This window comes from Micromonospora sp. USAFONa4, from assembly GCF_057197825.1.
Genome location: NZ_CM170072.1, coordinates 499,277 through 520,996 on the forward strand (window position 1 = coordinate 499,277; position 21,720 = coordinate 520,996).

At 74.2% G+C, this 21,720-nt stretch carries 18 protein-coding genes; 15 read left to right on the forward strand and 3 right to left on the reverse strand.

What is annotated here, in order from left to right; all coding sequences use genetic code 11:
- Window positions 1-134 precede the first annotated feature (134 nt).
- From AC0OO9_RS02130 to AC0OO9_RS02155, 6 genes are all read left to right on the forward strand, one after another.
- Entirely contained in the window at window positions 135-1,196 is a 1,062-nt protein-coding gene (locus AC0OO9_RS02130) for an SDR family NAD(P)-dependent oxidoreductase (RefSeq protein WP_484515114.1), read from the forward strand.
- A gap of 558 nt (window positions 1,197-1,754) precedes the next feature.
- On the forward strand, window positions 1,755-2,324 hold the full coding sequence (locus AC0OO9_RS02135) for a DUF5987 family protein (protein WP_132238202.1): 570 nt from the start codon (window positions 1,755-1,757) through the stop codon (window positions 2,322-2,324).
- Entirely contained in the window at window positions 2,321-3,955 is a 1,635-nt protein-coding gene (locus AC0OO9_RS02140) for an FAD-dependent oxidoreductase (RefSeq protein ID WP_132238204.1), read from the forward strand. The genes AC0OO9_RS02135 and AC0OO9_RS02140 overlap by 4 nt, the downstream gene beginning before the upstream one ends.
- Before the next feature lie 101 nt (window positions 3,956-4,056).
- A complete protein-coding gene (locus AC0OO9_RS02145; RefSeq protein WP_484517833.1) occupies window positions 4,057-5,145 on the forward strand; it encodes a carboxymuconolactone decarboxylase family protein in 1,089 nt (362 codons plus the stop codon).
- On the forward strand, window positions 5,129-6,895 hold the full coding sequence (locus AC0OO9_RS02150; RefSeq protein ID WP_484515116.1) for an MFS transporter: 1,767 nt from the start codon (window positions 5,129-5,131) through the stop codon (window positions 6,893-6,895). Before AC0OO9_RS02145 ends, AC0OO9_RS02150 begins: the two co-directional genes overlap by 17 nt.
- A 162-nt stretch (window positions 6,896-7,057) precedes the next feature.
- Window positions 7,058-7,852, forward strand: a complete 795-nt coding sequence (locus AC0OO9_RS02155) for a TIGR03084 family metal-binding protein (protein WP_484515118.1) — start codon at window positions 7,058-7,060, stop codon at window positions 7,850-7,852.
- Window positions 7,853-8,252: 400 nt separating this feature from the next.
- Here the strand turns inward: AC0OO9_RS02155 and AC0OO9_RS02160 are convergent, their stop codons facing one another.
- From AC0OO9_RS02160 to AC0OO9_RS02170, 3 genes are all read right to left on the reverse strand, one after another.
- Window positions 8,253-8,708, reverse strand: a complete 456-nt coding sequence (locus tag AC0OO9_RS02160) for an SgcJ/EcaC family oxidoreductase (protein ID WP_132238210.1) — start codon at window positions 8,706-8,708, stop codon at window positions 8,253-8,255.
- 130 nt (window positions 8,709-8,838) lie between these two features.
- A complete protein-coding gene (locus tag AC0OO9_RS02165; RefSeq protein ID WP_484515120.1) occupies window positions 8,839-10,431 on the reverse strand; it encodes a GMC family oxidoreductase in 1,593 nt (530 codons plus the stop codon).
- A 106-nt stretch (window positions 10,432-10,537) separates the two neighbouring features.
- Window positions 10,538-11,719 (reverse strand): acyl-CoA dehydrogenase family protein, encoded by a 1,182-nt coding sequence (locus tag AC0OO9_RS02170; RefSeq protein ID WP_484515122.1) that lies wholly within the window; start codon window positions 11,717-11,719, stop codon window positions 10,538-10,540.
- A 444-nt stretch (window positions 11,720-12,163) separates the two neighbouring features.
- Here AC0OO9_RS02170 and AC0OO9_RS02175 point away from each other — a divergent pair, with 444 nt between their 5' ends.
- From AC0OO9_RS02175 to AC0OO9_RS02215, 9 genes are all read left to right on the forward strand, one after another.
- Complete coding sequence (locus tag AC0OO9_RS02175; protein WP_132238216.1) at window positions 12,164-12,631, forward strand: SgcJ/EcaC family oxidoreductase; 468 nt, start codon at window positions 12,164-12,166, stop codon at window positions 12,629-12,631.
- A gap of 37 nt (window positions 12,632-12,668) precedes the next feature.
- Complete coding sequence (locus AC0OO9_RS02180; RefSeq protein ID WP_327028756.1) at window positions 12,669-13,154, forward strand: SgcJ/EcaC family oxidoreductase; 486 nt, start codon at window positions 12,669-12,671, stop codon at window positions 13,152-13,154.
- A gap of 73 nt (window positions 13,155-13,227) precedes the next feature.
- On the forward strand, window positions 13,228-14,028 hold the full coding sequence (locus tag AC0OO9_RS02185; protein ID WP_484515125.1) for an SAM-dependent methyltransferase: 801 nt from the start codon (window positions 13,228-13,230) through the stop codon (window positions 14,026-14,028).
- A 56-nt stretch (window positions 14,029-14,084) separates the two neighbouring features.
- Window positions 14,085-15,428 (forward strand): nucleotide disphospho-sugar-binding domain-containing protein, encoded by a 1,344-nt coding sequence (locus AC0OO9_RS02190; RefSeq protein WP_132238222.1) that lies wholly within the window; start codon window positions 14,085-14,087, stop codon window positions 15,426-15,428.
- A gap of 178 nt (window positions 15,429-15,606) precedes the next feature.
- On the forward strand, window positions 15,607-16,761 hold the full coding sequence (locus AC0OO9_RS02195; RefSeq protein ID WP_484515127.1) for a DegT/DnrJ/EryC1/StrS family aminotransferase: 1,155 nt from the start codon (window positions 15,607-15,609) through the stop codon (window positions 16,759-16,761).
- 57 nt (window positions 16,762-16,818) lie between these two features.
- On the forward strand, window positions 16,819-17,880 hold the full coding sequence (locus tag AC0OO9_RS02200; RefSeq protein ID WP_484515128.1) for a glucose-1-phosphate thymidylyltransferase: 1,062 nt from the start codon (window positions 16,819-16,821) through the stop codon (window positions 17,878-17,880).
- Window positions 17,881-17,938: 58 nt separating this feature from the next.
- A complete protein-coding gene (gene rfbH, locus AC0OO9_RS02205) occupies window positions 17,939-19,243 on the forward strand; it encodes a lipopolysaccharide biosynthesis protein RfbH (RefSeq protein ID WP_421450498.1) in 1,305 nt (434 codons plus the stop codon).
- Between the two features lie 50 nt (window positions 19,244-19,293).
- Window positions 19,294-20,640: a nucleotide sugar dehydrogenase gene (locus AC0OO9_RS02210; protein ID WP_484515130.1), complete on the forward strand. Its 1,347-nt coding sequence runs from the start codon at window positions 19,294-19,296 to the stop codon at window positions 20,638-20,640.
- Window positions 20,637-21,623: an NAD-dependent epimerase/dehydratase family protein gene (locus AC0OO9_RS02215; protein ID WP_393171171.1), complete on the forward strand. Its 987-nt coding sequence runs from the start codon at window positions 20,637-20,639 to the stop codon at window positions 21,621-21,623. The genes AC0OO9_RS02210 and AC0OO9_RS02215 overlap by 4 nt, the downstream gene beginning before the upstream one ends.
- The last annotated feature ends 97 nt before the right edge of the window (window positions 21,624-21,720 follow it).

Sequence of the window (21,720 nt, forward strand, 5' to 3'; positions counted from 1 at the left end):
GGCAATGCCAGTATTGGGAGTCCGGGGGCGCAGGCAACGCCATCGACGCCGGTTGAGCACCCTGGGAGAAGGAGGGCCCGGCAGCGCCCGCCCATGATGGGCGACGACCCAGTCCCCCACCCGCGGGAGTCGCGATGCTGGTCCTGGTAACCGGTGGCACCGGATTCATCGGCTCCCACTCGGCGGCGGCCGTCCTCGACGCCGGGCACCGGGTCCGGCTGCTCGTGCGCGACCCGGCCCGCGCCCGGCGGGTGCTGGCGACGCTGGGCGCCGACGCCGGGCGCGTGGAGCTGGTCACCGGCGACGTCACCGACCCCGCCGACGTGGCCCGGGCCGCCGACGGCTGCGCCGCCGCGCTGCACGCCGCCGGCGTGTACAGCTTCGACTCGCGGGACCGGGCGCGGATGCGGGCGGTCAACCTCCGCGGCACCGAGGTGGTGCTCGGGGCGGCGCGGGCGGCGGGCCTCGACCCGATCGTGCACGTCTCCACCTTCGGCGCGCTGCTGCCGGCCACGGGGTCGCCGCTGACCGTCGACTCCCCGGTGGGCGCGCCCCGGGAGGCGTACCTGAGCAGCAAGGCCGCCGCCGAGCACGTGGCGCGCCGGCACCAGGACGACGGGGCGCCGGTGGTCATCACCTATCCGCTGGCCTCGCTCGGGCCCGACGACCCGCACCTGGGCGACCAGACGACCCGGGTACGCAACGTGCTGCGCGGGCTGATGCCCATGTGGCCGACCGGCGGCTTCCCCGTCGGCGACGTGCGGGACGTGGCCCGGCTGCACGCGGCGGTCCTCGAACCGGGGCGCGGCCCCCGCCGCTTCCCGGCCCCCGGCCGGTACGTCACGACCCGGGAGTTCGTCGACGCGCTGCGCCGGGTCACCGGGCGGGCCCTGCCCACCCTCCGGCTGCCGGCTGCGGCCCTGCTGCCGATGGGCCACCTGGTCAGCGCGGCGCAGCGGCTCTCGCCCGTGCACCTGCCCGCCGAGCACGGCGCCATCTACCTGTGCGCCACGGCCCGCCCGATGGACGGCACGCTGACCGAGGAGCTGCTCGGGCCGGCGAGCCGGTCGCTGGACGAGACCCTGGCCGACACCGTGCGCTGGCTGCACCGGACCGGGCGGCTGAGCCGCCGGCAGGCCGGGCGCGCCGCGCTCCCGGCGACCGGCGCGCCGCGCCGCGCCACCGAACCGGCCTGACCCCCGCCCCGGCCCGGCCGGGCTGCGCCCCGCGCGGGTCGCCCGCACGGACCACGGCCGGGAGGCGCTGGCCAGGGCACGCTGCACCGGCTCCGAGCGCATGCCGCTCGCATGCACGGGACGCGTCGCGAGGACAGGACGCGCCGCCGGAGCAGCGGGCTCGCTCGCGCGCCGGCCCTGCCCCACCGTTCGCCGCCGCCGGGCCGCGCTGGCCTCCGCGCGGGACGGCCCGCCGTGTCCGCCGCGCGGAGGCCAGCGCCGTCCGCGTGGAACGTGGCGCGGAAATTGCGCGCCCGCCGCCGTTCGCAATTTCCGCGCCAATCGTCCCGGCCGTCGGGACATCGGCCTCAGCAAAACAGAAGATGCGTCCCACCTGCGTCGGTAGCCACGATGATGCAGAACTTCGCGCACCGTCCACACCGCACGGAAAGACATTCCGGGCGACCACCAATTCATCCCTTGCCTCCGTCGCCCTAGCGGGCGGTGGTCAAGGCTGCCCGAAAACAGTCCCGGCGGGACCGGTAACCGACGCGCCCGCCCCAGAAGGAGGTAGCCGCCGTGCAACCGGAAACACCCGAGGAGCAGCAGGCACGCGTGCTGACGCTGGAAGCGTTCGCCGACACCATCGTCCCCGGGGCGAAGCGGTCCGCCGACGACCGGGCGATCGCCGGCGTCTCGACCGACGGCGGCGCCGTCGAGTGCGGGGCGCTGGCCCTGATGGAGGACCCGGCCGGCGGGTTGTCGCTGATGCTGGGAACGCTCAGTGAGGCCCTCAACGCGCACGCGACCGGGTACGCCGAGGCGAACGGCCTGACCCTCGACCCGGCGGTGCCGCCCTTCGTCGCGCTCGCGTTCGACCACCGCACCGCGCTGCTGAGCCACCTGCTCGCCCCGGACAACCCGGAGAAGGAGATGTGGGTGGGGCTGGCCCTGTTCAGCAACATGGCCTATGACAGCGCCGCACACATGAACACGCTCGACGCGCTCGCCGCCGGGCACCCGGGGCTGCTGGCGATCGGCATCACCAAGCCCGACGACGACGGGCTGTGGCGGTTCCCCGAGTACTCGTACGGACGCCCGCTGTCGCGACTGCACCCACACACCACCCCCACAGGGAGCCCGGCATGACCAGTAGCGCAAGCACCGACGTCGTGGTGATCGGCAGCGGCTTCGGCGGCGCGATCCCGGCCTACCACCTGGCTGCGGGCGGGGCGCGGGTGGTGGTCCTGGAGCGCGGACCGTGGCTGTCCAGCGAGGAGTTCGACCACGACTTCAAGCTCGGCTCGTCGTACACCCGGATCTTCGACTTCACCGTCGGCGACGGGATGAGCGTGCTCGGCGGCAACTGCGTCGGCGGCGGCAGCGTCGTCTACTTCGCCACCATGCCGCGCGCGCCGCAGTTCGTCTTCGAGCGGCAGGGCAGCATCGGCCGCCGGATGTGGCCGGCGGCCATCACCCGCGCCACGCTCGACCCGTGGTACGACCGGGTCTGCGAGTCGCTGCCGGTGACGATGCAGAGCTGGGACAAGGTGCCGTACGCCGGCGGCCTCTTCGCGGCGGCCTGCGCGCACGCCGGGCGCACAGCCAACCCCGTGCCGTCGGCCGTGGACGTCGACAAGTGCACCAACTGCAACTGGATGATGGCCGGGTGCCGCTTCGACGCGAAGCGCTCCCTGCTGCTCAACTACCTGCCGGCCGCCCTGGCGCACGGCGCCGAGATCCGGCCGTTGCACGAGGTGCAGCACCTCTCCCGCACCGAGGACGGCGGATACCGGGTGCACTACCGCATCGTCGACGCGGAGGACTACCGGATCCTGCACGACAGCGGGACGATCGACGCCAAGATCGTCATCGTGGCGGCCGGGGCCGGGGCCACGCCGGTGATCCTGCAACGCTCGGAGCCCACGCTGGGCACCATGCCCCCCGCCGTCGGCCGGTACTTCTCCGGCAACGGCGAGCGGCTCAACACGGCCGTCTTCGACGACGACCGGGTCCGGGAGGTGCTCGGGCTCAGCCGCCCCAACGGAAAGGGCTACGACGCCAACCAGATCGGCCGCGGGCCGACGGTGGCGACCTGGGACCGGCTCGACCCCGACCTGCCCGAGTACGAGCGGTACTCGCTGGAGCAGCTCTTCTTCCCGCTGGGGCTGGGCACGATCCTCGCCCAGGTGCCCGACGCGCAGGGCCCGAGCTGGTTCGGCCTGGAGAAGAAGGAGATGCTGCGCCGCTGGCAGTCGTGGCTGACGCTGTTCACGATGTCGGAGGACGACAACGAGGGCGTCTTCGGGCCGCCGCCGGCGACCGGCAACGCCGACCGTATCTCCCAGCAGATGCTCGGCCGGGGCCCGTTGCGCTACCGGCCCACCGCCAACACGCTGCGGGGCTGGGCCGCCGCCGACGCGGACGCCCGGGACATCCTGGAGCGCGACGGGCTGGCCCGGGTGATGCCGTGGACCAACGACGTGGTCGGCGCGTACACGGTGCACCCGCTGTCGTCCTGCCGGATCGGCGACGACCCGGCGACGTCGGCCCTCGACGACCGGCACGAGCTGCGGCAGCACCCCGGCATCTTCGTCACCGACGGCTCGGCGGTGCCGGGCGCGCTCACCGTCAACCCGGCCCTCACCATCGCCGCGCTGGCCGAACGCGCCGTGCCCGGCATCGTCCGCGCGGCGCAGCAGCGGGGCATCGACGTCACCTACCACGGCTCGCTGCCCGACGGCACGGTCACCGCGGTGCCCCAGGTCGTGCCCAGCTAGGACCACGACGGGCCGGGGGCGCGCCCCGCCCCCGGCCCCGGCCCGCCCGACCAGGAAGGAAACCGATGGGCAGGCGACTGGCTCGGGTGACGAGCCGCACCATGCTGACCCACGTCCGGCACGTGACGCCGGTCGCCCCGGAGGCCGCCGACGGGCCCGTCGCGCGGGTCTACCGGCAGATGGCCGACGACTTCGGCGTCCTCGCGCCCCCGGTGCTGCTGCACTCCCCCGCCCCCGACGTGCTGCGGGCCTGCTGGCTGATGCTGCGCGAGACGCTGCTCGCCGAAGGGCTGGTGGGCCGCGAGGCGAAGGAGGTGGTCGCCGCCGCCGTCTCCGAGAGCAACCGGTGCCCGTACTGCGTGGAGGTGCACGGCGCCACGGCTGCCGGGCTGCTGGGCGACCCGGGCGGGTGGCCGGGCGCCGGGGTCGGCGGGATCGGCGACCCCCGGCTGCGGGCCCTGGCCGAGTGGGCCCGGCACAGCGGGGACACCAGCGCGGCGCGCCGCCGTCCCCCGCCGTTCCCCGCCGCGCACGGGCCGGAACTGATCGGCGTGGCGGTGGCCTTCCACTACCTGAACCGGATGGTGAGCGTCTTCCTCCAGGACTCCCCGTTGCCGCCGGCGCCGGCCGGGATCCGCGCCGGGGTCCGGCGGACCGCCGCCCGCATCATGGGGGCGCTGGCGCGCGCCGGACGGCCACCCGGGCTTTCCCTGGAGCTGCTGCCGCCCGCGCCGCCGGAGGCCGACCTGACCTGGGCCGTCGGCCAGCCGCACGTGGCCGCCGCCTTCGCCCGGGCCGGCCAGGCGGTCCACCACGCCGGGCAGGCCGCCCTGCCGGAGCACGTCCGGCAGCGGATCCTGGCCTGCCTGGCCGGCCCGCCGCCCCCGGAGCCGGGCGGCGGCCGGTGGTTCGACGCCGCCGTCGCCGAACTGGCGCCGGCCGAGCGACCCGTCGCCCGGCTGGCGCTGCTGACCGCGCTCGCGCCGTACCGGGTGACCGACGCCGACGTCGCCGCCTGCCGCGACGGCGGCGCCGACGACGCCGCGCTGGTCACGGTCACGGCCTGGGCGAGCCACGCCACGGCCCGCCGGATCGGCGTGACCCTGTACGAGGACGGCCTGCGGTCCGCCCCGCTCGGCGTGACCGACGCCGACGACGGGCAGGAGGCGTCGCGTGCGGAGCAACCGTGACCCGCAGCGGGACGCCGAGGCGGTGACGACGCCACGACCGGTCAACCCGTGGGCGGCCCTGCTGGTGCTGTGCCTCGGCAACTTCCTCATCCTGCTCGACACGAGCATCGTCAACACCGCCGTGCCGGACATGATGCGGTCCCTGGACACCGGGATCGACAGCATGCTCTGGGTGCTGAACGGTTACCTGCTGGCGCTGGCGTCGCTGCTGATCGTCGCCGGGCGCCTCGGCGACCTGTTCGGCCCGCGTACCGTCTTCATGGCCGGCATGGCGCTGTTCGCGGTGGCCTCGGTGCTCTGCGGGGCGGCCCAGTCCCCGGGGCAGCTCATCGCCGCGCGGGTGGTGCAGGGCGTGGGCGCCGCGGCGCTGCTGCCGCAGGCGCTGGTCCTCATCTCCGGCATCTTCCCGGCCGCGCGGCGGGGCGCCGCCTTCGGGATCTTCACGGCCGTCGCGGGCGTGGCCGCCGTCAGCGGCCCCACCCTCGGCGGTCTCGTGATCACCCGGCTCGGCTGGGAGTGGATCTTCTATCTGAACGTGCCGCTCAGCGTGGCGGGCGTCGCCCTCGCCTGGTGGCTCGTCCCCGACCTGCGCACCCGCCGGCCGCGCCACCTCGACGTGGTCGGCGTGCTCCTGGCCACCGCCGCGCTGGTGGGCCTCATGTACGCCCTCATCGAGGGCGAACGGCACGACTGGGGCACGGTACGCGGACCCGTCAGCATCCCGGCGATCCTGGCCGCCGCGGCGCTGTGCGGGTTGGTCTTCACGCTGCGCCAACACCGGCAGCGGGAGCCGCTCGTCCCGCCCGGGCTGTTCCGCCTCGGCAACTTCGGCCCGGCGACCCTGATCACGCTCGTCAGCTCCTTCGGGCTGTACGGCTTCCTGCTGGTCTTCGTGATCGAGACGCAGGCGCTGCTCGGCATGAGCCCGCTGGAGTCGGGCCTCGCCGCGCTGCCCTGGACGGTGGTGCTCAGCGCCGTCGCGCCGGTCGCCGGGCGGCTCACCGACCGGCTCGGCGGCCGGCGCCTGCTCGCGGGCGGGCTCGCCGTGTACGCGCTCGGCGTGCTGGGCATGGCGCTGCTGGTCACGCCGCACTCCACGGCCGGCACCTTCGTCCTGCCGCTGGTCGCCGTCGGCATCGGCATGGGGGCGTCCATCGCGCCGACCACCACCGAGGCGATGCGCCACGTCCCCGCTCAACTCGCCGGCGCCGCCGCGGGCGTGCTCAACACCGCACGGCAGGTCGGCGGCGCGCTCGGCGCGGCCGTCGTCGGCGCCGTCCTGCAACACCGGCTTGCCGACACCCTGCCAGAGGCCGCCCGCGCGGGGGCGGCGCAGCTGCCTCCCGAGGCCCGGGCGGACTTCCTGCACGGCTTCGGCGCGGCCGCCGGGGAGGGCGTCAAGCTGGGTGCCGGCCAGGCCGGCGGGTTCGTCGTGCCGCCCGGTGCCCCGCCGGAGCTCGCCGACCGGTACCGCGACGTGGCCGCCGGCGCGTTCGCCGACGCGTTCCTGCCCGCCGTCCGGCCGGCCCTGTGGGTGGTGGTGGGCGTCCTGCTGCTCGGCGGGCTGTTCGCGCTCCGGCTGCGCGGGCGTCCCGCCGGCCACGAGGCGGATCCGCCGGTCGGCGGCAACCCGCCGCCCGACGATGGGCCGGGCCGCGAGGCCACGGAGACGCTCGGACCGGGACGTGTCCGCCGGTCGCGCTCCGCACAGTGGGAGAAGACACCCGCCACGCCACCCGCCGATGATTGAAGCGCCGGCACCGACCCGATCGGCCGGCTTCCCCGTCAACCGCCGGCCGCACGGCGCCGGCGACGTGCGCCACCGCACCGGTCGAGGTCACCCCCCGCGACGAAGCCCGGGGCCCGCATCGTCCGTCCGGGTGGGGCGGCACCGCATCGAGAGGATGAGCGCGTGGCAGAACAGGACGTGTTCGCCGCCCTGGAGGCCGAGGGCGACGACGTCGACCGCATGGTCGCCGAGCTGGACGACGCCGGGTGGCGTACCCCCACCCCCGCCGAGGGTTGGACGGTCGCGCACCAGATCGCCCACCTGACCGCCACCTTCCGGATGGCCGGCCTGGCCGCCGCCGACGCGGCGGGCTTCAAGGCCCTCATGTCGCGCATGAGCGGCGACTTCGACGCGAACGTGCACGCGGCGATGGCCCCGTACCTGGCCGAGGCGCCGGCGGCGCTGCTGGCCCGGTGGCGCGAGGAGCGGACCCTCGCCGAGAAGGCCCTCGCCGCCGTCCCGGCGGGACAGCCGGTGCCCTGGCTCGTTCGGCCGCTCCCGGCGCCGGTGCTCGCCGCGGCGGGGATGATGGAGCTGTTCGGGCACGGCCAGGACATCGCCGACGCCCTCGGCGTGCGCCGCCGCCGCACCGACCGGCTCCGGCCGCTCGTCGAGTTCGCGGTCCGCACCTGGGACTTCGGCTACCTGGCACGTGGGCTGGAGGTGCCGAGCAGCACGTTCCGCTTCGTCATCACCGCCCCGTCGGGCGCGGTCTGGCACTTCGGGCCGCTGGACGCCGAGCAGATCGTCAACGGCACCGCCGAGGACTTCTGCCTCCTGGTGACCCGGCGCCGGCACCGCGACGACCTGTCGCTGAAGGCCGTCGGCGCCGAGGCCCACCACTGGCTGGACATCGCCCAGGCGTACCGGGGCCCGGCCGGCCCGGGGCGGCGGCCGGGACAGTTCGCCACCTCCTGACGTCCCGTGCGCCCCGGCCGGGCCGCCGGGGCGCACGGGACACCCCGCGACCACGGCCGAGCGCCGTGGTCGCTTCCGTGTGCCCGGCCCCACCATCGCGTACCGCCTGCGGCCGACCGGGGTCGGCACCAGGGCGCGGCGCGACCGCGGACCAGGACCAGGAGCGGGACCGGGGCCGGGGCCGGGGCGCCGCGAGCACACCGACCACCGGGCCCGGTGGGCCCCGTCCCGGGCGGCGACGGAGGGCGGCCGGGCCGCCGTAGGTACGACGAACCGCCGCCGGGGGGGCCGGCGGCGGACGCGGGGGTACGACGCGACCCGGGCCCGGTAGCGGGACGCGGCCGGCCGGAGCCGGTCGTCGCCTCCCGCGCCCGGGCCCGGGTCGACGGGGTGGGCCGGGTCAGCCCTTGACCGGGCTCGACTGGTAGGACAGGACCCGCCAGTCGTCGTCGACGCGGACGGTGACGAAGACGATGCGGCTGCTCCGCTCGGGGGCGACCTCGGTCTCGCCGGCCAGCAGGATGCCGCCCTCGGCGACGATCAGGGCGGAGTCCCGGTGCAGCATGCTGATCTCGACGGGCTCGAAGGTCATCCGGGCCCCCTTGTACGGGCCGGCGAACGCGTCGGTCAGCCAGGCGCGGATCTCGTCCCGGCTCTTCAGCTGGTCGTCGCCCATCAGCATGCTGCCGTTGTCGGTGAACATCTCGGCGATGGCGTCGGCGTCGTTGGCGTCCCAGTTGGCCCGTACGCGCAGCGGCGCGGTGAAGGCGTGGCCCTCCTCCCCGTTGCTGTACGCCCCGTAGTGCTTCGCCCACTGCTTGGACTGCTCGACGAGCGACGCTGCCTTGTTGGTCATGGTGTGCTCCTCTGCCGGGTGTCGGATGTGACTGGTCGCCGCCGCTCCGGTCGCGTCGGCGCGTACCGCTGGTGGTCGCCGCCTCGGGCCACGGCCGGTCGCGTCGCCGGCCGCGGCCCCGCCCGACGCGCTACCGCGCCGGGCCCGCCGCACCGGCGGCCAGCGCGGGCTCGGTGGCCGTGGCCACCCCCTTGATCAGGTCCGCGGCCTTCTCGCCGATGGCGATGGTCGCGGCGTTCGGGTTGCCGCTGACCAGGCGGGGCATCACGGACGCGTCCGCGACCCGCAGCCCGTCGACGCCGAGGACACGCAGCTCCGCGTCGACCACGGCGCCCATCGCGCAGGTGCCGGCCGGGTGGTAGATGGAGTGCGCGTACTGGCGGACGTAGTCGCGCAGGTCGGCGTCGGACTCCGACGCCGGCGGCCGGTACGGCCGCTCCACGTACGGCGTGAGGGCCGGCTGCCGGGCGATGTCCAGCCCGATCCGCAGGGCCGCCACCGCGTCGTCCAGGTCGGACTCCTCGGCGAGGTAGTTGTGCACGATCTTCGGCTTGGCCGTGGGATCGGCCAGGGCGAGCTGCACCGAACCCCGGCTGCGGGGCGCCAACATGGACGGGCCGTAGGACAGCGCGTGGTCGGTGGGCGTCCCGAGGCCGTTGTCGGCGAACATCACCGGTGCGGCCAGGAACTCCACGTCGGGCGCGGCCAGGGAGTCGCTGGTCCGGACGAACCCGCCGGCCTCGGGGCCGTTCGCGGTCATCGGCCCGCGCCCCTCGGACATGAACAGCTCCAGGTTCTCCGGCGTGCCGGCGGCGAGCAGGCTGATCGGGTGCGAGTGGGCATAGATCAGCGGCACCAGGAGGTGGTCCTGGAGGTTCTGCCCGACCTGCGGCTGGTCCAGCACGACCGGCACCCCGAGCGCGCCGAGCAGCTGCGCCGGCCCGATGCCGGAGAGCATGAGCAGCTGCGGGCTGTTGTACGCCCCGCCGGAGAGCACCACCTCCCGCTCGGCCCGGATCTCGATGTCCTCGCCGAGCCGCTGGCCCACGACGCCCACCGCCCGGCCGTTCTCGATGAGCACCCGGTGCACCTGGAGGTTGAGCTCGACGGTCAGGTTGGGCCGGTCGGCCACGGGGTGCAGGAAGGCGGTGGCGGTGCTGGCCCGCCGGCCGTCGCGCTGGGTGAGCTGGAACAGCCCGAAGCCGTCCTGCTCGGCGCCGTTGAAGTCGTCGTTGCCGCCGTAGCCGGCCTGCCGTCCCGCCTCGACGAACGCGGCGGCCATCGGGTTGCGGGCCCGCCCGTCGGAGACCCGCAGCGGGCCGCCGACGCCGTGGTAGGCCGACTCGCCCCGCTCGTTGTCCTCCGAGCGCCGGAAGTACGGCAGCAGCTCGTCGAAGCTCCAGCCGGGCTGGTTCCAGCCGTCGAAGTCCGACCGGTGGCCCCGGACGTAGATCATCGTGTTGATCGAGCTGGTGCCGCCCAGGACCCGGCCGCGGGGCAGGTAGATCCGGCGGCGGTCCAGGTGCGGCTCGTCGTGCGTGTCGTAGTCCCAGTCGAGCTGGGTGCGGAACAGCTGGCCGAACGCCACCGGTACGTGCACGTTCTGCGCCGTGTCCGCCGGGCCGGCCTCGACGAGGCAGACCCGGACGTCGGGATCCTCGCTCAGTCGCGCGGCCAGCACGCAGCCCGCCGATCCCGCCCCGACGATTACATAGTCGTACATCCACCCCTCCTCGTCGCGTGCCCGCCCGCAGGCGTGACATCAGCGCAGCTGGTACGGATCCGGGGCGGCACCCGGCGGTCGCCGGGTGCCGCCGCCCGGGCCGGTGTCAGATGTAGAAGCTGTTCGGCTCCAGGCCGCAGAGCACCCGGCCGTAGAGCTCGAAGTTGGTCTGCGGGGTCATCAGGGCGTGCAGGTTGACCGTGTGCACGTCCCGGGCGATCCGCTGGATCGGCACCGAGCTGTAGACCGAGGAACCGCCGCTGGCCAGGGCCAGCACCTCCACCGCCTCGCGGCCCAGCTGGCAGACCGCGCCCACGTCGGCGCGGGAGCGGACCCGCTCCTCGAGCGTCCACGGCTCGCCCGAGCGGCCCTTGCTGTCGGTCAGGTCCGCGACCCGGTACCCGTGGAACTCGGCCTGGTCGGCCTTCAGCGTCGCCTCGGCCACCTGGAGGTGGGTCACCGGCGCCTCGGCCTGGCTGCCGTAGTCGGTGTAGGTGATCTTCCGGCCGGGCAGCCGCTCGAAGAACACCTCCCGGGCGGCCCGGGCCAGCCCGATCACGGTGCCGACCGAGGACGCGGCGGCGACGCCGAGCAGGGGCGCCCGGTACATCGGCGACTCGGCGTTGAGCTTCGAGGCGTACTGGCCCTGGAGCACGGCCGGCAGCGGTAGCACCCGCTCCTGCGGCACGAAGACGTCCCGGGCGACGGTGGTGACGCTGCCCGAGCCCCGCATCCCCGCGGTGTGCCAGTCGTCGACGACCTCCAGGTCCGACATGGGCACCAGCATCATGAGGGGCATCGGGGTGCCGTCGGGCGCCGCCCCCATCGCGATGATCTCCTGCCACTGGCTGTGCAGGGCACCGCTGATGAAGCCCCACTGGCCGTTGAGCAGCACACCCCCCGGCCGGGGCTGCGCGTTGCCGGTCGGGCTCAGCGTGCCGCAGACCCGCACGTCGGGCATGCCGAAGACCTCGTCCTGCACCTCGTCGGGGAACATCCCGACCATCCAGCCCGGGATGCACCACACCGAGGCGGTCCAGGCGACGGAGCCGTCACCCCGGGCCAGCTGGGCCGTCACGTCGGTCAGCGTCCGGGTGTCCGACTCGTACCCCCCGTACCGCTTCGGGATCCGCATCCGGAACAGGCCGGCGTCGGCCATCGCCTCGACCACCTCGTCGTGCATGCGGCGGTTCTCCTCGGACCAGCTCGCGTGCTTCTGCAACAGGGGCACCAGCTCCGTCGCGCGACGCACCAGTTCCGTGCCGGGCACCGTCTGGGTGACGTCCACCCTGACCTCCTCGAAAATCGTCGGTTCGGCGGTTACACCACCGCCGCGTGACCGCCGGGCGCACGGCGCGGGACCGGGCCGGCGGGGGCATCCGCCCCGGTCGCGGCCGGTCCGGCCAGCCGTCACCGGCGGCGGGCGGCGCGGTCGCTCGGGGCGCGCCCCGCCTGGGGTGGCCCTGGCATCGTCTGCTCCCGCCGGAGGTCGACGCATCTCCGCAAGTGCGGTGTCGCGGGATTAGCCGCCGCCCGCCCCCGCTCCCGCCCCGCCCCGACCGGCCGCCGCGACGGCGTGCCCCCCGGCGCGACGGCGTGCCCCGGCCTGCCCGGCAGCGCAATCAGAGAGATGCAGTCGGTGACGGGCCCCGGCAACGATTCGGGGTAGCGATCACGACCGGTACCCGGCGTCGGCGCATCCCGCCGCCCGAACCGACGAAGGAGCACCCCCATGACCACGACCACCCAGGCCAACCGACCCGACCTCGACGCCTACTACGGCCCCTTCACCAGTGAGAAGGAGAAGGAGGCCCTCGGCGTTCCGCTGCGGCTGGTCGCCGCCTGGAGCCGCAACGACGCCGCCGGCGTCGCCGACAGCTTCACCGAGGACGGCATCCTCATCCTCCCCGGCGACGTCTACAAGAAGGGCCGCGACGAGATCTACTCGTTCATGGCCGCCGCGTACGCCGGCCCGTTCAAGGGCACCGGCGTCACCGGCAACCCCGTCGACGTGCGGTTCGTCAACGACGAGGTCGCCCTGCTGCGCACCCACGGCGGCATCCTCGCCCCGGGCGAGACCGAGATCGCCCCGGAGCTCGCCGTCCGCTCCACGTGGATCGTCGTCAAGCGAGACGGCGAGTGGAAGCTCGCCGGCTACCAGAACAGCCCGCGCGGCGCCGGCGCGACGCTGCGCTGGTGACCGTCCATCCCCCCGTGACGATCGGCAAGGAGCACCCATGACCACCAAGGCAGCGTCGCGGTGGGGCGACGCGACGGAGATCCTCGAGGCCGCCCGCGTCGCGGAGGACCACTCCTACTACCGGGAATTCGTCAGCGACGACGAGAAGGCCGTCCTGGCCGTACCGCAGCTGATCCAGGCCGCGTGGAAGGCCAACGACCCGGACTTCTTCGCCGACCTCTTCGCGGAGAACGGCAGCCTGCTCATGGGCGACGAGCAGCTGACCAGCCGCGACGAGATCCGGGCCTTCATGACCAAGGGGTTCGCGGGCCCGTACCGGGGCGCCTACGTCAAGGGCTACCCGGTGTCGGTGAACTTCCTGCACCCGGACGTCGCCATGGTGGTCACCGGCGGCGGCATCATCCTCGCCGGCGAGAGCGAGGTCGCCCCCGAGCGGCACATCCGGGCCACCTGGATCATCGTCCGCCAGGACGACGGCCGCCCGCTGCTGCTCTCGCACCAGAGCAGCCCCGTCACCGGCTGACCCCGGGGGCCGGCCCCGACGGGGCCGGCCCCCACCCGCACTCCCCACCAACGACGTACGAGGAGAGAGACCGATGTCGACAGAACCTGCCCAGTCCGTGGAGCGGCCGTCGCCGGCGCGGATGTACGACTACTTCCTCCACGGCACGAACAACTACCCGGTGGACCGGGCCGCGGCGGAGGCCGTGATCGGGCGGGTCGGACAGACGCTCACCCGCGACGTGGTGTGGGAGAACCGCCGGTTCCTGGGCCGCGCCGTCCGGCACCTCGCCGAGGAGTGCGGGATCCGGCAGTTCATCGACGTCGGGGCGGGCCTGCCGAGCCAGGAGAACACCCACCACGTGGCGCGGCAGGCCGTCGCCCAGCCCCGGGTGATCTACGTGGACAACGACCCGGCGGTCGCCGAGCACGGCAAGCGCCTGCTCACCGAGGACGAGCGGGCCAACACCGGGATCTTCACCGCCGACCTGCGCGACCCCGGCTCGATCCTCGACCACCCCGACACCAAGTCCCTCATCGACTTCTCCCAGCCCGTCGGGGTGCTGTTCATCGCGGTCTTCCACTTCATCCGGGACAGCGAGGACCCGAAGGGCATCATCCGGGCCTTCCGCGACCGGATGGCGCCCGGCTCGTACCTGGCCCTGTCCCACCTCTGCGTGGAGGGCGGGCCGGACGAGGAGCGCCGGATGATGGAGGACAGCTACCGCAACGCCACCGCGCCGATGGTCTACCGGACCGCCGCGCAGATCGCCGACCTCTTCGAGGGCTTCGAGCTCGTCGCGCCCGGGCTCGTGCCGACCGGCCGCTGGCGGCAGGACGACCCCGACGCCACCTCCACCGACCGGATGTACGCCGGGGTGGCCCGCAAGCTCTGACCCGTTCCGCCGACCGCCGCACCGCACCCACCAGGACCGCACAACCGAGGAGAGACATGCGCGTCGTGTTCGCCCTGTGGCCCAACCCGGCCCACCTGTACCCGCTGGTTCCGCTCGCGTGGGCGTTGCAGAGCGCCGGCCACGAGGTCCGCGTCGCGTCCCATCCCGTCCTGGCGGAGAGCACGCTGGCGGTCGGGCTGACCCCGGTCGCGGTCGGCGACCCGGAGATCATGCCGATGGGTCCCGGTCGACCGCAGCCGCGCAGCGTCAAGCAGCGCCTCGACCGGATCACCGAGGCGCTGGAGCTGACCCCGGCGGACAAGGAGGTCTGGGACGTCTTCTACCAGTTCATGCTGCCGTCCATGTGGGACTTCCACCCGGTCGGGTCCACCGCCCGCGACCCGCACCCGGTCCTCGACGACCTGGTCGCCTTCGCCCGCGAGTGGCAGCCCGACCTGGTGCTCTGGGACCCGTGCTTCCCGGCCGGCGCGGTGGCGGCGCGCGTCGCCGGTGCGGCGCAGGCGCGGCTGCTCTGGGGGTTGGACTACTTCGCCTCGACCATGGACCGCTTCGCCGAGGCCGCCGCCCGACCGGGCCCGGGCCCGGAGGAGAACCCGCTGGTCGAGACCATGCGGCCGGCCGCCGAGCGGTACGGGCTGGAGATCGACGACGAGCTGCTGCTGGGCCAGTGGACCGTCGACCCCACTCCCCCGGGTGTACGCCTGCCCACCAGCGTCCGGACCGTGCCGACGCGCTGGGTGCCCTACTCGGGGCAGACGGTGCTGCCCCGGTGGCTGCACCACCGGCCGGAGCGGCCCCGCGTCGCGCTCTCCCTCGGGCTTTCCCAGCGGATGTACTTCAAGGGCGGCTGGGACCACGTGCCCGGCCTGCTGGAGATGGTCTCCGACCTGGACGTCGAGGTGGTCGCGACGCTCAACGCCGACCAGCTGGCCGGCATGCCGACCCTGCCGAAGAACGTCCGCGCGGTGGACTACCTGCCCCTGACCCAGCTGCTGCCGTCCTGTTCGGCGATGGTGCACCACGGCGGCATGGGCACCTTCGCCAGCGCGGTGGCGCTGCGGGTGCCGCAGCTGATCACCGACTCCGACGACGACAACGGCATGATCACCATCGAGGCCGACGGCCTGGAGTGGTCGATGGCCACGAAGCACATCGAGTCGTCGGTGACCGCCCGCTGCGTCGCCGGGCGCGGCGCGGGACTGGTCCTGGACATCAAGAACCTCTCCGTGGACGCGATGCGCAAGCAGCTCGTCCGCGTGCTGGACGAGCCGGCGTTCCGGCAGGGGGCCGACTCCCTCTACGACGACCTGCTCGCCACGCCCAGCCCGACCGAGACCGTCCCGGTGCTGGAGAAGCTCACCCGGCGGTACCGGGCCTGACCCGGCACCGCCGTCACCGCCGGCGGGCGGGCCCCCGCGCGCGCCCGCCGGCACCGTCCGCTCCCGCACCGCCCGCCCGCGGCCCACCGGGTGGCGCCCCGCGCCGCCCCGCTGCCGGCTGCCCGCCGACGGCCCGCGTCGCCGCCGGTGCACGGCGTCCTCGACGACAGGAGAAGCGATGATCAACGTCTTCCAGCCGACCCTCGGCGCCGAGGAGCTCGACGCCGTGCGCGCCGTCTTCGACAGCAGCTGGCTGGGGCACGGGCCGCGTACCAGGGAGTTCGAGCAGGAGTTCGCCGCGCACGCCGGGCTGGTGCCCGAGCGGACCATCTTCATCAACTCGGCCACGGCCGGGCTCTTCCTCGCCGTGGAGCTGCTGGCGCTCGGGCCCGGCGACGAGGTGGTGCTGCCCTCGATCAGTTTCGTCGGCGCCGCCAACGCCATCGCCTCGGCCGGCGCCCGCCCGGTCTTCTGCGACGTCGACCCGCGCACGCTCAACCCCTCCGTCGCCGACGTGGAGCGGGCCCTGACCCCCACCACGAAGGCGGTCATCCTGCTGCACTACGGCGGCGTTCCCGGCGAGGTGGCCGAGATCGCCGAGCTGTGCCGCCGGCGCGGGGTCGCCCTGGTGGAGGACGCGGCGTGCGCCGTCGCGTCGACCGTCGACGGGCGTCCCTGCGGCAGCTTCGGCGACATCGCCATGTGGAGCTTCGACGCGATGAAGATCCTGGTCACCGGCGACGGCGGGATGTTGCACGTACGCGACGCGGAACTGGCCCGGCGGGCCCACCGCCTGGCGTACCACGGCCTGGAGCACGCCAGCGGCTTCTCCGCCGCCGGCAAGGGGGTGCCGCACCGCTGGTGGGAGCTGGACGTGCGCGAGTTCGGCCGCCGGGTGGTCGGCAACGACCTCACCGCGGCGATCGGCCTGGTCCAGCTCCGCCGCCTGCCCGGGTTCGTCGCGCGCCGGCGCGAGATCGCCGCGGAGTACGACCGCCTGCTCGCCGACGTCGAGGGCGTCCGGCTCCCCCCGCCGTTGCCCGCCGGGCAGCGCAGCTCGCACTACTTCTACTGGGTGCAGCTCGCCCCGGAGATCCGCGACCAGGTGGCCGCCGACCTGCTCGACATCGGCATCTACACCACGTTCCGCTACGCGCCGCTGCACAAGGTGCCCGCGTACGGCGCCGGTCGGCACCTGCCCGGCGCCGACGAGGCGGCGCGGACCACTCTCCTCCTACCGCTCCACCAGGGACTGGACGATGCAGACGTACGAACGGTCGTCGACGGCCTGCGCAAGTCCGTCGAGCAGCGGCAGGGCGGCACCCGTGACTGACCCGACGGCGCGGCCGGTGGCCGGCCCACCCGGGCGGCCAGACGCCGGGGGTACGCGATGAAGGCCCTGGTGCTCTCCGGGGGTGCCGGCACCCGGCTGCGCCCGCTGAGCCACTCGATGCCCAAGCAGCTCGTCCCGGTGGCGAACAAGCCGGTCCTGGAGCACGTGCTGGAGAACGTCCGCGACGCCGGCGTGACCGAGATCGGCGTGATCGTGGGCGCCTGGGCCGACCAGATCGGCGAGGTCCTCTCCGACGGCTCCCGCCTCGGGGTGCGGCTGACCTACCTGCGTCAGGACCGGCCCCGCGGGCTGGCCGACTGCGTCCGGCTGGCCCGGCCGTTCCTCGGCGACGACGACTTCGTCATGTACCTCGGCGATGTCATGCTGCCCGACGGCGTGGCCCGGTACGCCGACCAGTTCCGCCGCCACCGACCGGCGGCCCAGGTGCTCGTGCACAAGGTGGACGATCCGCGCGCCTTCGGCATCGTCGAGCTCGACCCCGACGGCACGGTACGCCGCCTGGTGGAGAAGCCCCGGCAGCCGCGCGGGGACCTCGCCCTGGTCGGCGTCTACTTCTTCACCCCGGCCATCCACGCCGGCGTCGACGCCATCACGCCCAGCGCCCGCGGCGAGCTGGAGATCACCGACGCGGTGCAATGGCTGGTCACCAGCGGCGCCGAGGTGCGCGCCAGCGAGTACGACGGGTACTGGCGCGACACCGGCCAGGTGGCGGACCTGCTGGCCTGCAACCGGCACCTGCTCGACGGGCAGCCGCGCGCGGTCGCCGGCAGCGTCGATCCGGCCAGCGAGCTGACCGGCGCCGTGGTCGTGGAGCCGGGCGCCCGCATCGTCGCCAGCCGCGTCGAGGGGCCGGTGGTCATCGGCGCGGGCGCCGTGGTCGAGGGCTGCCGGATCGGCCCGCACACCGCGATCGGGCCCGGCTGCCGGCTCGTCGACGCCGAGGTGGCCGACTCGATCGTGCTGGCGGACGCCTCGATCACCGCCGTCCGTGGGCTGCGCGGCTGCCTGATCGGCCGCTCCGCCACGGTCAGCCTCAGCCCGGCGGCCGGGAGCCGGCTGGTGGTCGGCGACCACAGCCGGATCGAGTTCGCCGCATGACGCCCGTACGGCCGCCGACATACGCCCGCTGCCGGGCACGATCCGAGAGGAAGATGGGATGAGCGACCCCAAGGCACTGCTGCTGGACAGCGTCCGCAAGTACCACCAGGAGGTCCAACAGGAGCGGCCGTTCGTCCCGGGCGAGACCGAGATCTGGCCCTCGGGCGCGGTGCTGGGCGCCGAGGAGCGGGTGGCGCTGGTCGAGGCCGCGCTGGACCTGCGCATCGCGTCCGGGCAGAACGCCCGCCGGTTCGAGTCGGCCTTCGCCCGCAAGCTGCGGGTCCGCAAGGCGCACCTGTGCAACTCCGGCTCCTCGGCCAACCTGCTGGCGGTCTCGGCGCTCACCTCGGCCCAGCTCGGCGACCGGCGGCTGCGCCGGGGCGACGAGGTGATCACGGTGGCGGCCGGGTTCCCCACCACGGTCAACCCGATCCTGCAGAACGGGCTGGTGCCGGTCTTCGTCGACATCGAGCTGGGCACCTACAACGCCACCGTCGAGCGGGTGGCCGCCGCGATCGGCCCGAAGACCAGGGCCATCATCCTGGCCCACGCGGTGGGCAACCCGTTCGCGGTCGCCGAGATGGCGCAGCTCGCCAAGGAGCACGACCTGTTCCTCATCGAGGACAACTGCGACGCGGTCGGTTCCTTCTACGACGGCCGGCCCACCGGCAGCTTCGGCGACCTGGCCTCGGCGAGCTTCTACCCGGCCCACCACATGACGATGGGCGAGGGGGGCTGCGTGGTCACCAACAACCTGGCCCTGGCCCGGATCGTGGAGTCGCTGCGCGACTGGGGCCGGGACTGCTGGTGCGACCCGGGCAAGAGCAACACCTGCATGAAGCGGTTCGAGCACCAGCTGGGCACCCTCCCGGAGGGCTACGACCACAAGTACATCTACTCGCACGTCGGGTACAACCTGAAGACCACCGACCTGCAGGCCGCCCTGGGGCTGGCCCAGCTGGCCCGGGTCGACGAGTTCTGCGCCGCCCGGCGGCACAACTGGCGGCAGCTGCGCGAGGGCCTGGACGGGGTGCCGCACCTGCTGCTGCCGCACGCCACGCCGCGCAGCGACCCGAGCTGGTACGGCTTCGTGATCACCGTCGAGCCGGGGGCGCCGTTCGACGTGCCCGAGCTGGTGGGCTTCCTGGAGGATCGCAAGATCGGCACGCGGCGGCTGTTCGCGGGCAACCTGACCCGCCACCCCGCGTACGCCGACCAGGAGTACCGGGTGGTCGGCGAGCTGACCAACAGCGACATCGTGACCAGCCAGACCTTCCACGTCGGGGTCTTCCCCGGGCTCACCGACGAGATGATCGACTACGTCGTCTCGTCCATCCGGGAGTTCGTCAAGACCTACGGCTGACCGGCGGGATCCCGGCCTGGGACCCGTCAGCTTCCCTGATTGGAGCACAGATGGGCGTTCTGTCCGACCGACGAGATCCTCGGGTGGCGGTCGTCGGGCTCGGCTACGTCGGGTCCTGCATCGCCGCGGTCCTGGCCGAACGGGGCCTGGACGTGGTGGGCGTGGACGTCGACCCGCACCTGGTCGACGAGCTGCGCGCCGGGCACTGCCGGTTCGAGGAGCCCGGCCTGCCGGAGCTGGTCCGCGCCGGCATCGAGGGCGGCCGGCTGCGGGTGACCACCGACTACGCGGCGCTGGCGGAGACCGACGTCGTCCTCGTCACCGTCGGCACGCCGGTGCGCCGCGACGGCTCGCTCGCCGACGAGCAGCTCCGCGGCGCCTGCGTCGAGCTGGCCCGCCACCTGCGACCCGGCCAACTGGTCGTGATCAAGAGCACGGTGCCGCCGGGCACCACCCGGGACTTCGTCCTGCCGCTGCTGGAGCGCGGCGGGCTGAGCGGCGGGAAGGACTTCGGGATCGCCTTCACCCCGGAGCGGCTCGCCGAGGGCACCGCACTGCGGGAGCTGCGGACCTTCCCCATCGTCGCCGGCGGCCTGGACGCCGACAGCACCCGGGCGGCCGGCGATTTCTGGCAGCGGGCGTTGGGGGTGGACGTTATCCCGGTGGACTCGCTGGAGGCGGCGGAGATCGTCAAGCTCGCCGACAACTGGTGGATCGACCTGAACATCGCGCTCGCCAACGAGCTGGCCAAGTTCAGCGCGCTGTTCGACGTCGACGTGCTGGACGTGATCGCCGCCGCCAACAGCATCCCGAAGGGCAAGAGCAACATCAACATCCTGCTGCCCAGCGTCGGGGTGGGCGGCTCCTGCCTGACCAAGGACCCCTGGATGGTCTGGCACTCGGCGCGGGAGCGGGGACTGGAGATCCTCACCGCGCCGGCCGGCCGGCAGGTGAACGCGGGGATGCCGGGCTACACGGCGCGCCTGGTCCTGGACGAGCTGGCCGCTCTCGGCAGGCCGGCGGAGACGGCGACGGTGACCGTGCTGGGGCTGGCGTTCAAGAACGACACCGGCGACCTGCGGGCCACCCCGACGCTGCCGGCCGTCGCGGCCCTGCGCGAGGCCGGCTGCGAGGTCCGCCTGCACGATCCGCTGGTCGACCCGGACGAGGCGGAGAAGCTCTTCGGCCTGCGCCCGGTCGCCGACCTCGACGAGGCGGTGCGGGGCGCGGACTGCCTGGCCGTCCTGGCCCACCACCGGCGGTTCACCGAGATCGACTACGCCGCGCTGCCGGTGGCCCGGCCGTGCCTGGTGCTCGACGGGCGCGCGTACTTCCCGAAGGACAGGATCGCCGGGCTGCGGGCCGCCGGGTACCACTACCGGGGGATCGGCCGGTGAGCGCGCGGGTGGTGGTGACGGGCGGGCACGGCTTCATCGGCGGTCACCTGGTGGACCGGCTGCTGGAGCGCGGCGACGATGTCACGGTCTTCGACGGCCCGGCGCCGCCGGTGGGACGCTCGCCGGCCGCGGCGCACGCCCGGCTGGTGGAGGGCGACGTGCGCGACCCGGAGGGGTTGGCCGAGGCCATCACCTCCGGCGTCGACGTCGTCTACCACCTGGCCGCCGTGGTGGGCGTCGACCAGTACCTGTCCCGCCCGCTGGACGTCGTCGACATCAACTTCACCGGTACCCGCAACGTGCTGGACCTGGCCTGCCGGGCCGGCGCCCGCGTCGTGCTGGCCAGCACCAGCGAGGTCTTCGGCAAGAACCCGGCGGTGCCGTGGGCGGAGGAGGACGACCGGGTGCTCGGCGCGACGTCCGCCGACCGCTGGACGTACTCGTCGAGCAAGGCCCTCACCGAGCACCTGACGTACGCCTTCGCCCGGCAGCACGGGCTGGCGGCCACCATCGTCCGCTACTTCAACGTCTACGGTCCCCGGCAGCGCCCGGCGTACCTGGTCAGCCGCTCCGTGCACCGGGCGTTGAACGGGCGCCCGGTGGTGGTCTACGACCAGGGGCGGCAGACCCGCTGCTTCACCTTCGTCGACGACGCCGTCGCCGGTACGCTCGCCGCCGCCACCAGCCCGGCGGCGCTCGGCGAGTCGTTCAACATCGGCAGCATGGTGGAGAACACCATCGGCGAGGTGGCGGAGCTGATCGGCACGCTCACCGGCACCGCCGCGGTGACCGACGTGGACACCAGCCGGGCGCTGGGCAGCGCCTACGAGGACCTGGCCCGGCGGATCCCGGACACCACGAAGGCGCGCACGGTGCTGGGTTGGAAGTGCGAGGTGCCGTTGCGTACCGGCCTGGAGCGGACGGTGCACTGGGCCCGGGAGAACCCGTGGTGGCTGGCCCTGCCCGACACCGGCGCGAACTGACGTCCCGACACCGAGGCGCCGCCCGACCCACCGGGGTCGGGCGGCGCCGTCGTACGCGCACCCGGTCCGCCGGCGCCGCCCGACGGGGGACGCGTGG

Excerpts from the sequence above, each read along its gene's own strand:
- AC0OO9_RS02160 (WP_132238210.1), bottom strand. The coding sequence starts at position 8,708 with ATGACCAACAAGGCAGCGTCGCTCGTCGAGCAGTCCAAGCAGTGGGCG.
- AC0OO9_RS02190 (WP_132238222.1), top strand. The coding sequence starts at position 14,085 with ATGCGCGTCGTGTTCGCCCTGTGGCCCAACCCGGCCCACCTGTACCCG.
- AC0OO9_RS02140 (WP_132238204.1), top strand. The coding sequence starts at position 2,321 with ATGACCAGTAGCGCAAGCACCGACGTCGTGGTGATCGGCAGCGGCTTC.
- AC0OO9_RS02185 (WP_484515125.1), top strand. The coding sequence starts at position 13,228 with ATGTCGACAGAACCTGCCCAGTCCGTGGAGCGGCCGTCGCCGGCGCGG.
- AC0OO9_RS02210 (WP_484515130.1), top strand. The coding sequence starts at position 19,294 with ATGGGCGTTCTGTCCGACCGACGAGATCCTCGGGTGGCGGTCGTCGGG.
- AC0OO9_RS02175 (WP_132238216.1), top strand. The coding sequence starts at position 12,164 with ATGACCACGACCACCCAGGCCAACCGACCCGACCTCGACGCCTACTAC.
- AC0OO9_RS02200 (WP_484515128.1), top strand. The coding sequence starts at position 16,819 with ATGAAGGCCCTGGTGCTCTCCGGGGGTGCCGGCACCCGGCTGCGCCCG.
- AC0OO9_RS02145 (WP_484517833.1), top strand. The coding sequence starts at position 4,057 with ATGCTGACCCACGTCCGGCACGTGACGCCGGTCGCCCCGGAGGCCGCC.
- AC0OO9_RS02195 (WP_484515127.1), top strand. The coding sequence starts at position 15,607 with ATGATCAACGTCTTCCAGCCGACCCTCGGCGCCGAGGAGCTCGACGCC.
- rfbH (WP_421450498.1), top strand. The coding sequence starts at position 17,939 with ATGAGCGACCCCAAGGCACTGCTGCTGGACAGCGTCCGCAAGTACCAC.
- AC0OO9_RS02130 (WP_484515114.1), top strand. The coding sequence starts at position 135 with ATGCTGGTCCTGGTAACCGGTGGCACCGGATTCATCGGCTCCCACTCG.
- AC0OO9_RS02165 (WP_484515120.1), bottom strand. The coding sequence starts at position 10,431 with ATGTACGACTATGTAATCGTCGGGGCGGGATCGGCGGGCTGCGTGCTG.
- AC0OO9_RS02180 (WP_327028756.1), top strand. The coding sequence starts at position 12,669 with ATGACCACCAAGGCAGCGTCGCGGTGGGGCGACGCGACGGAGATCCTC.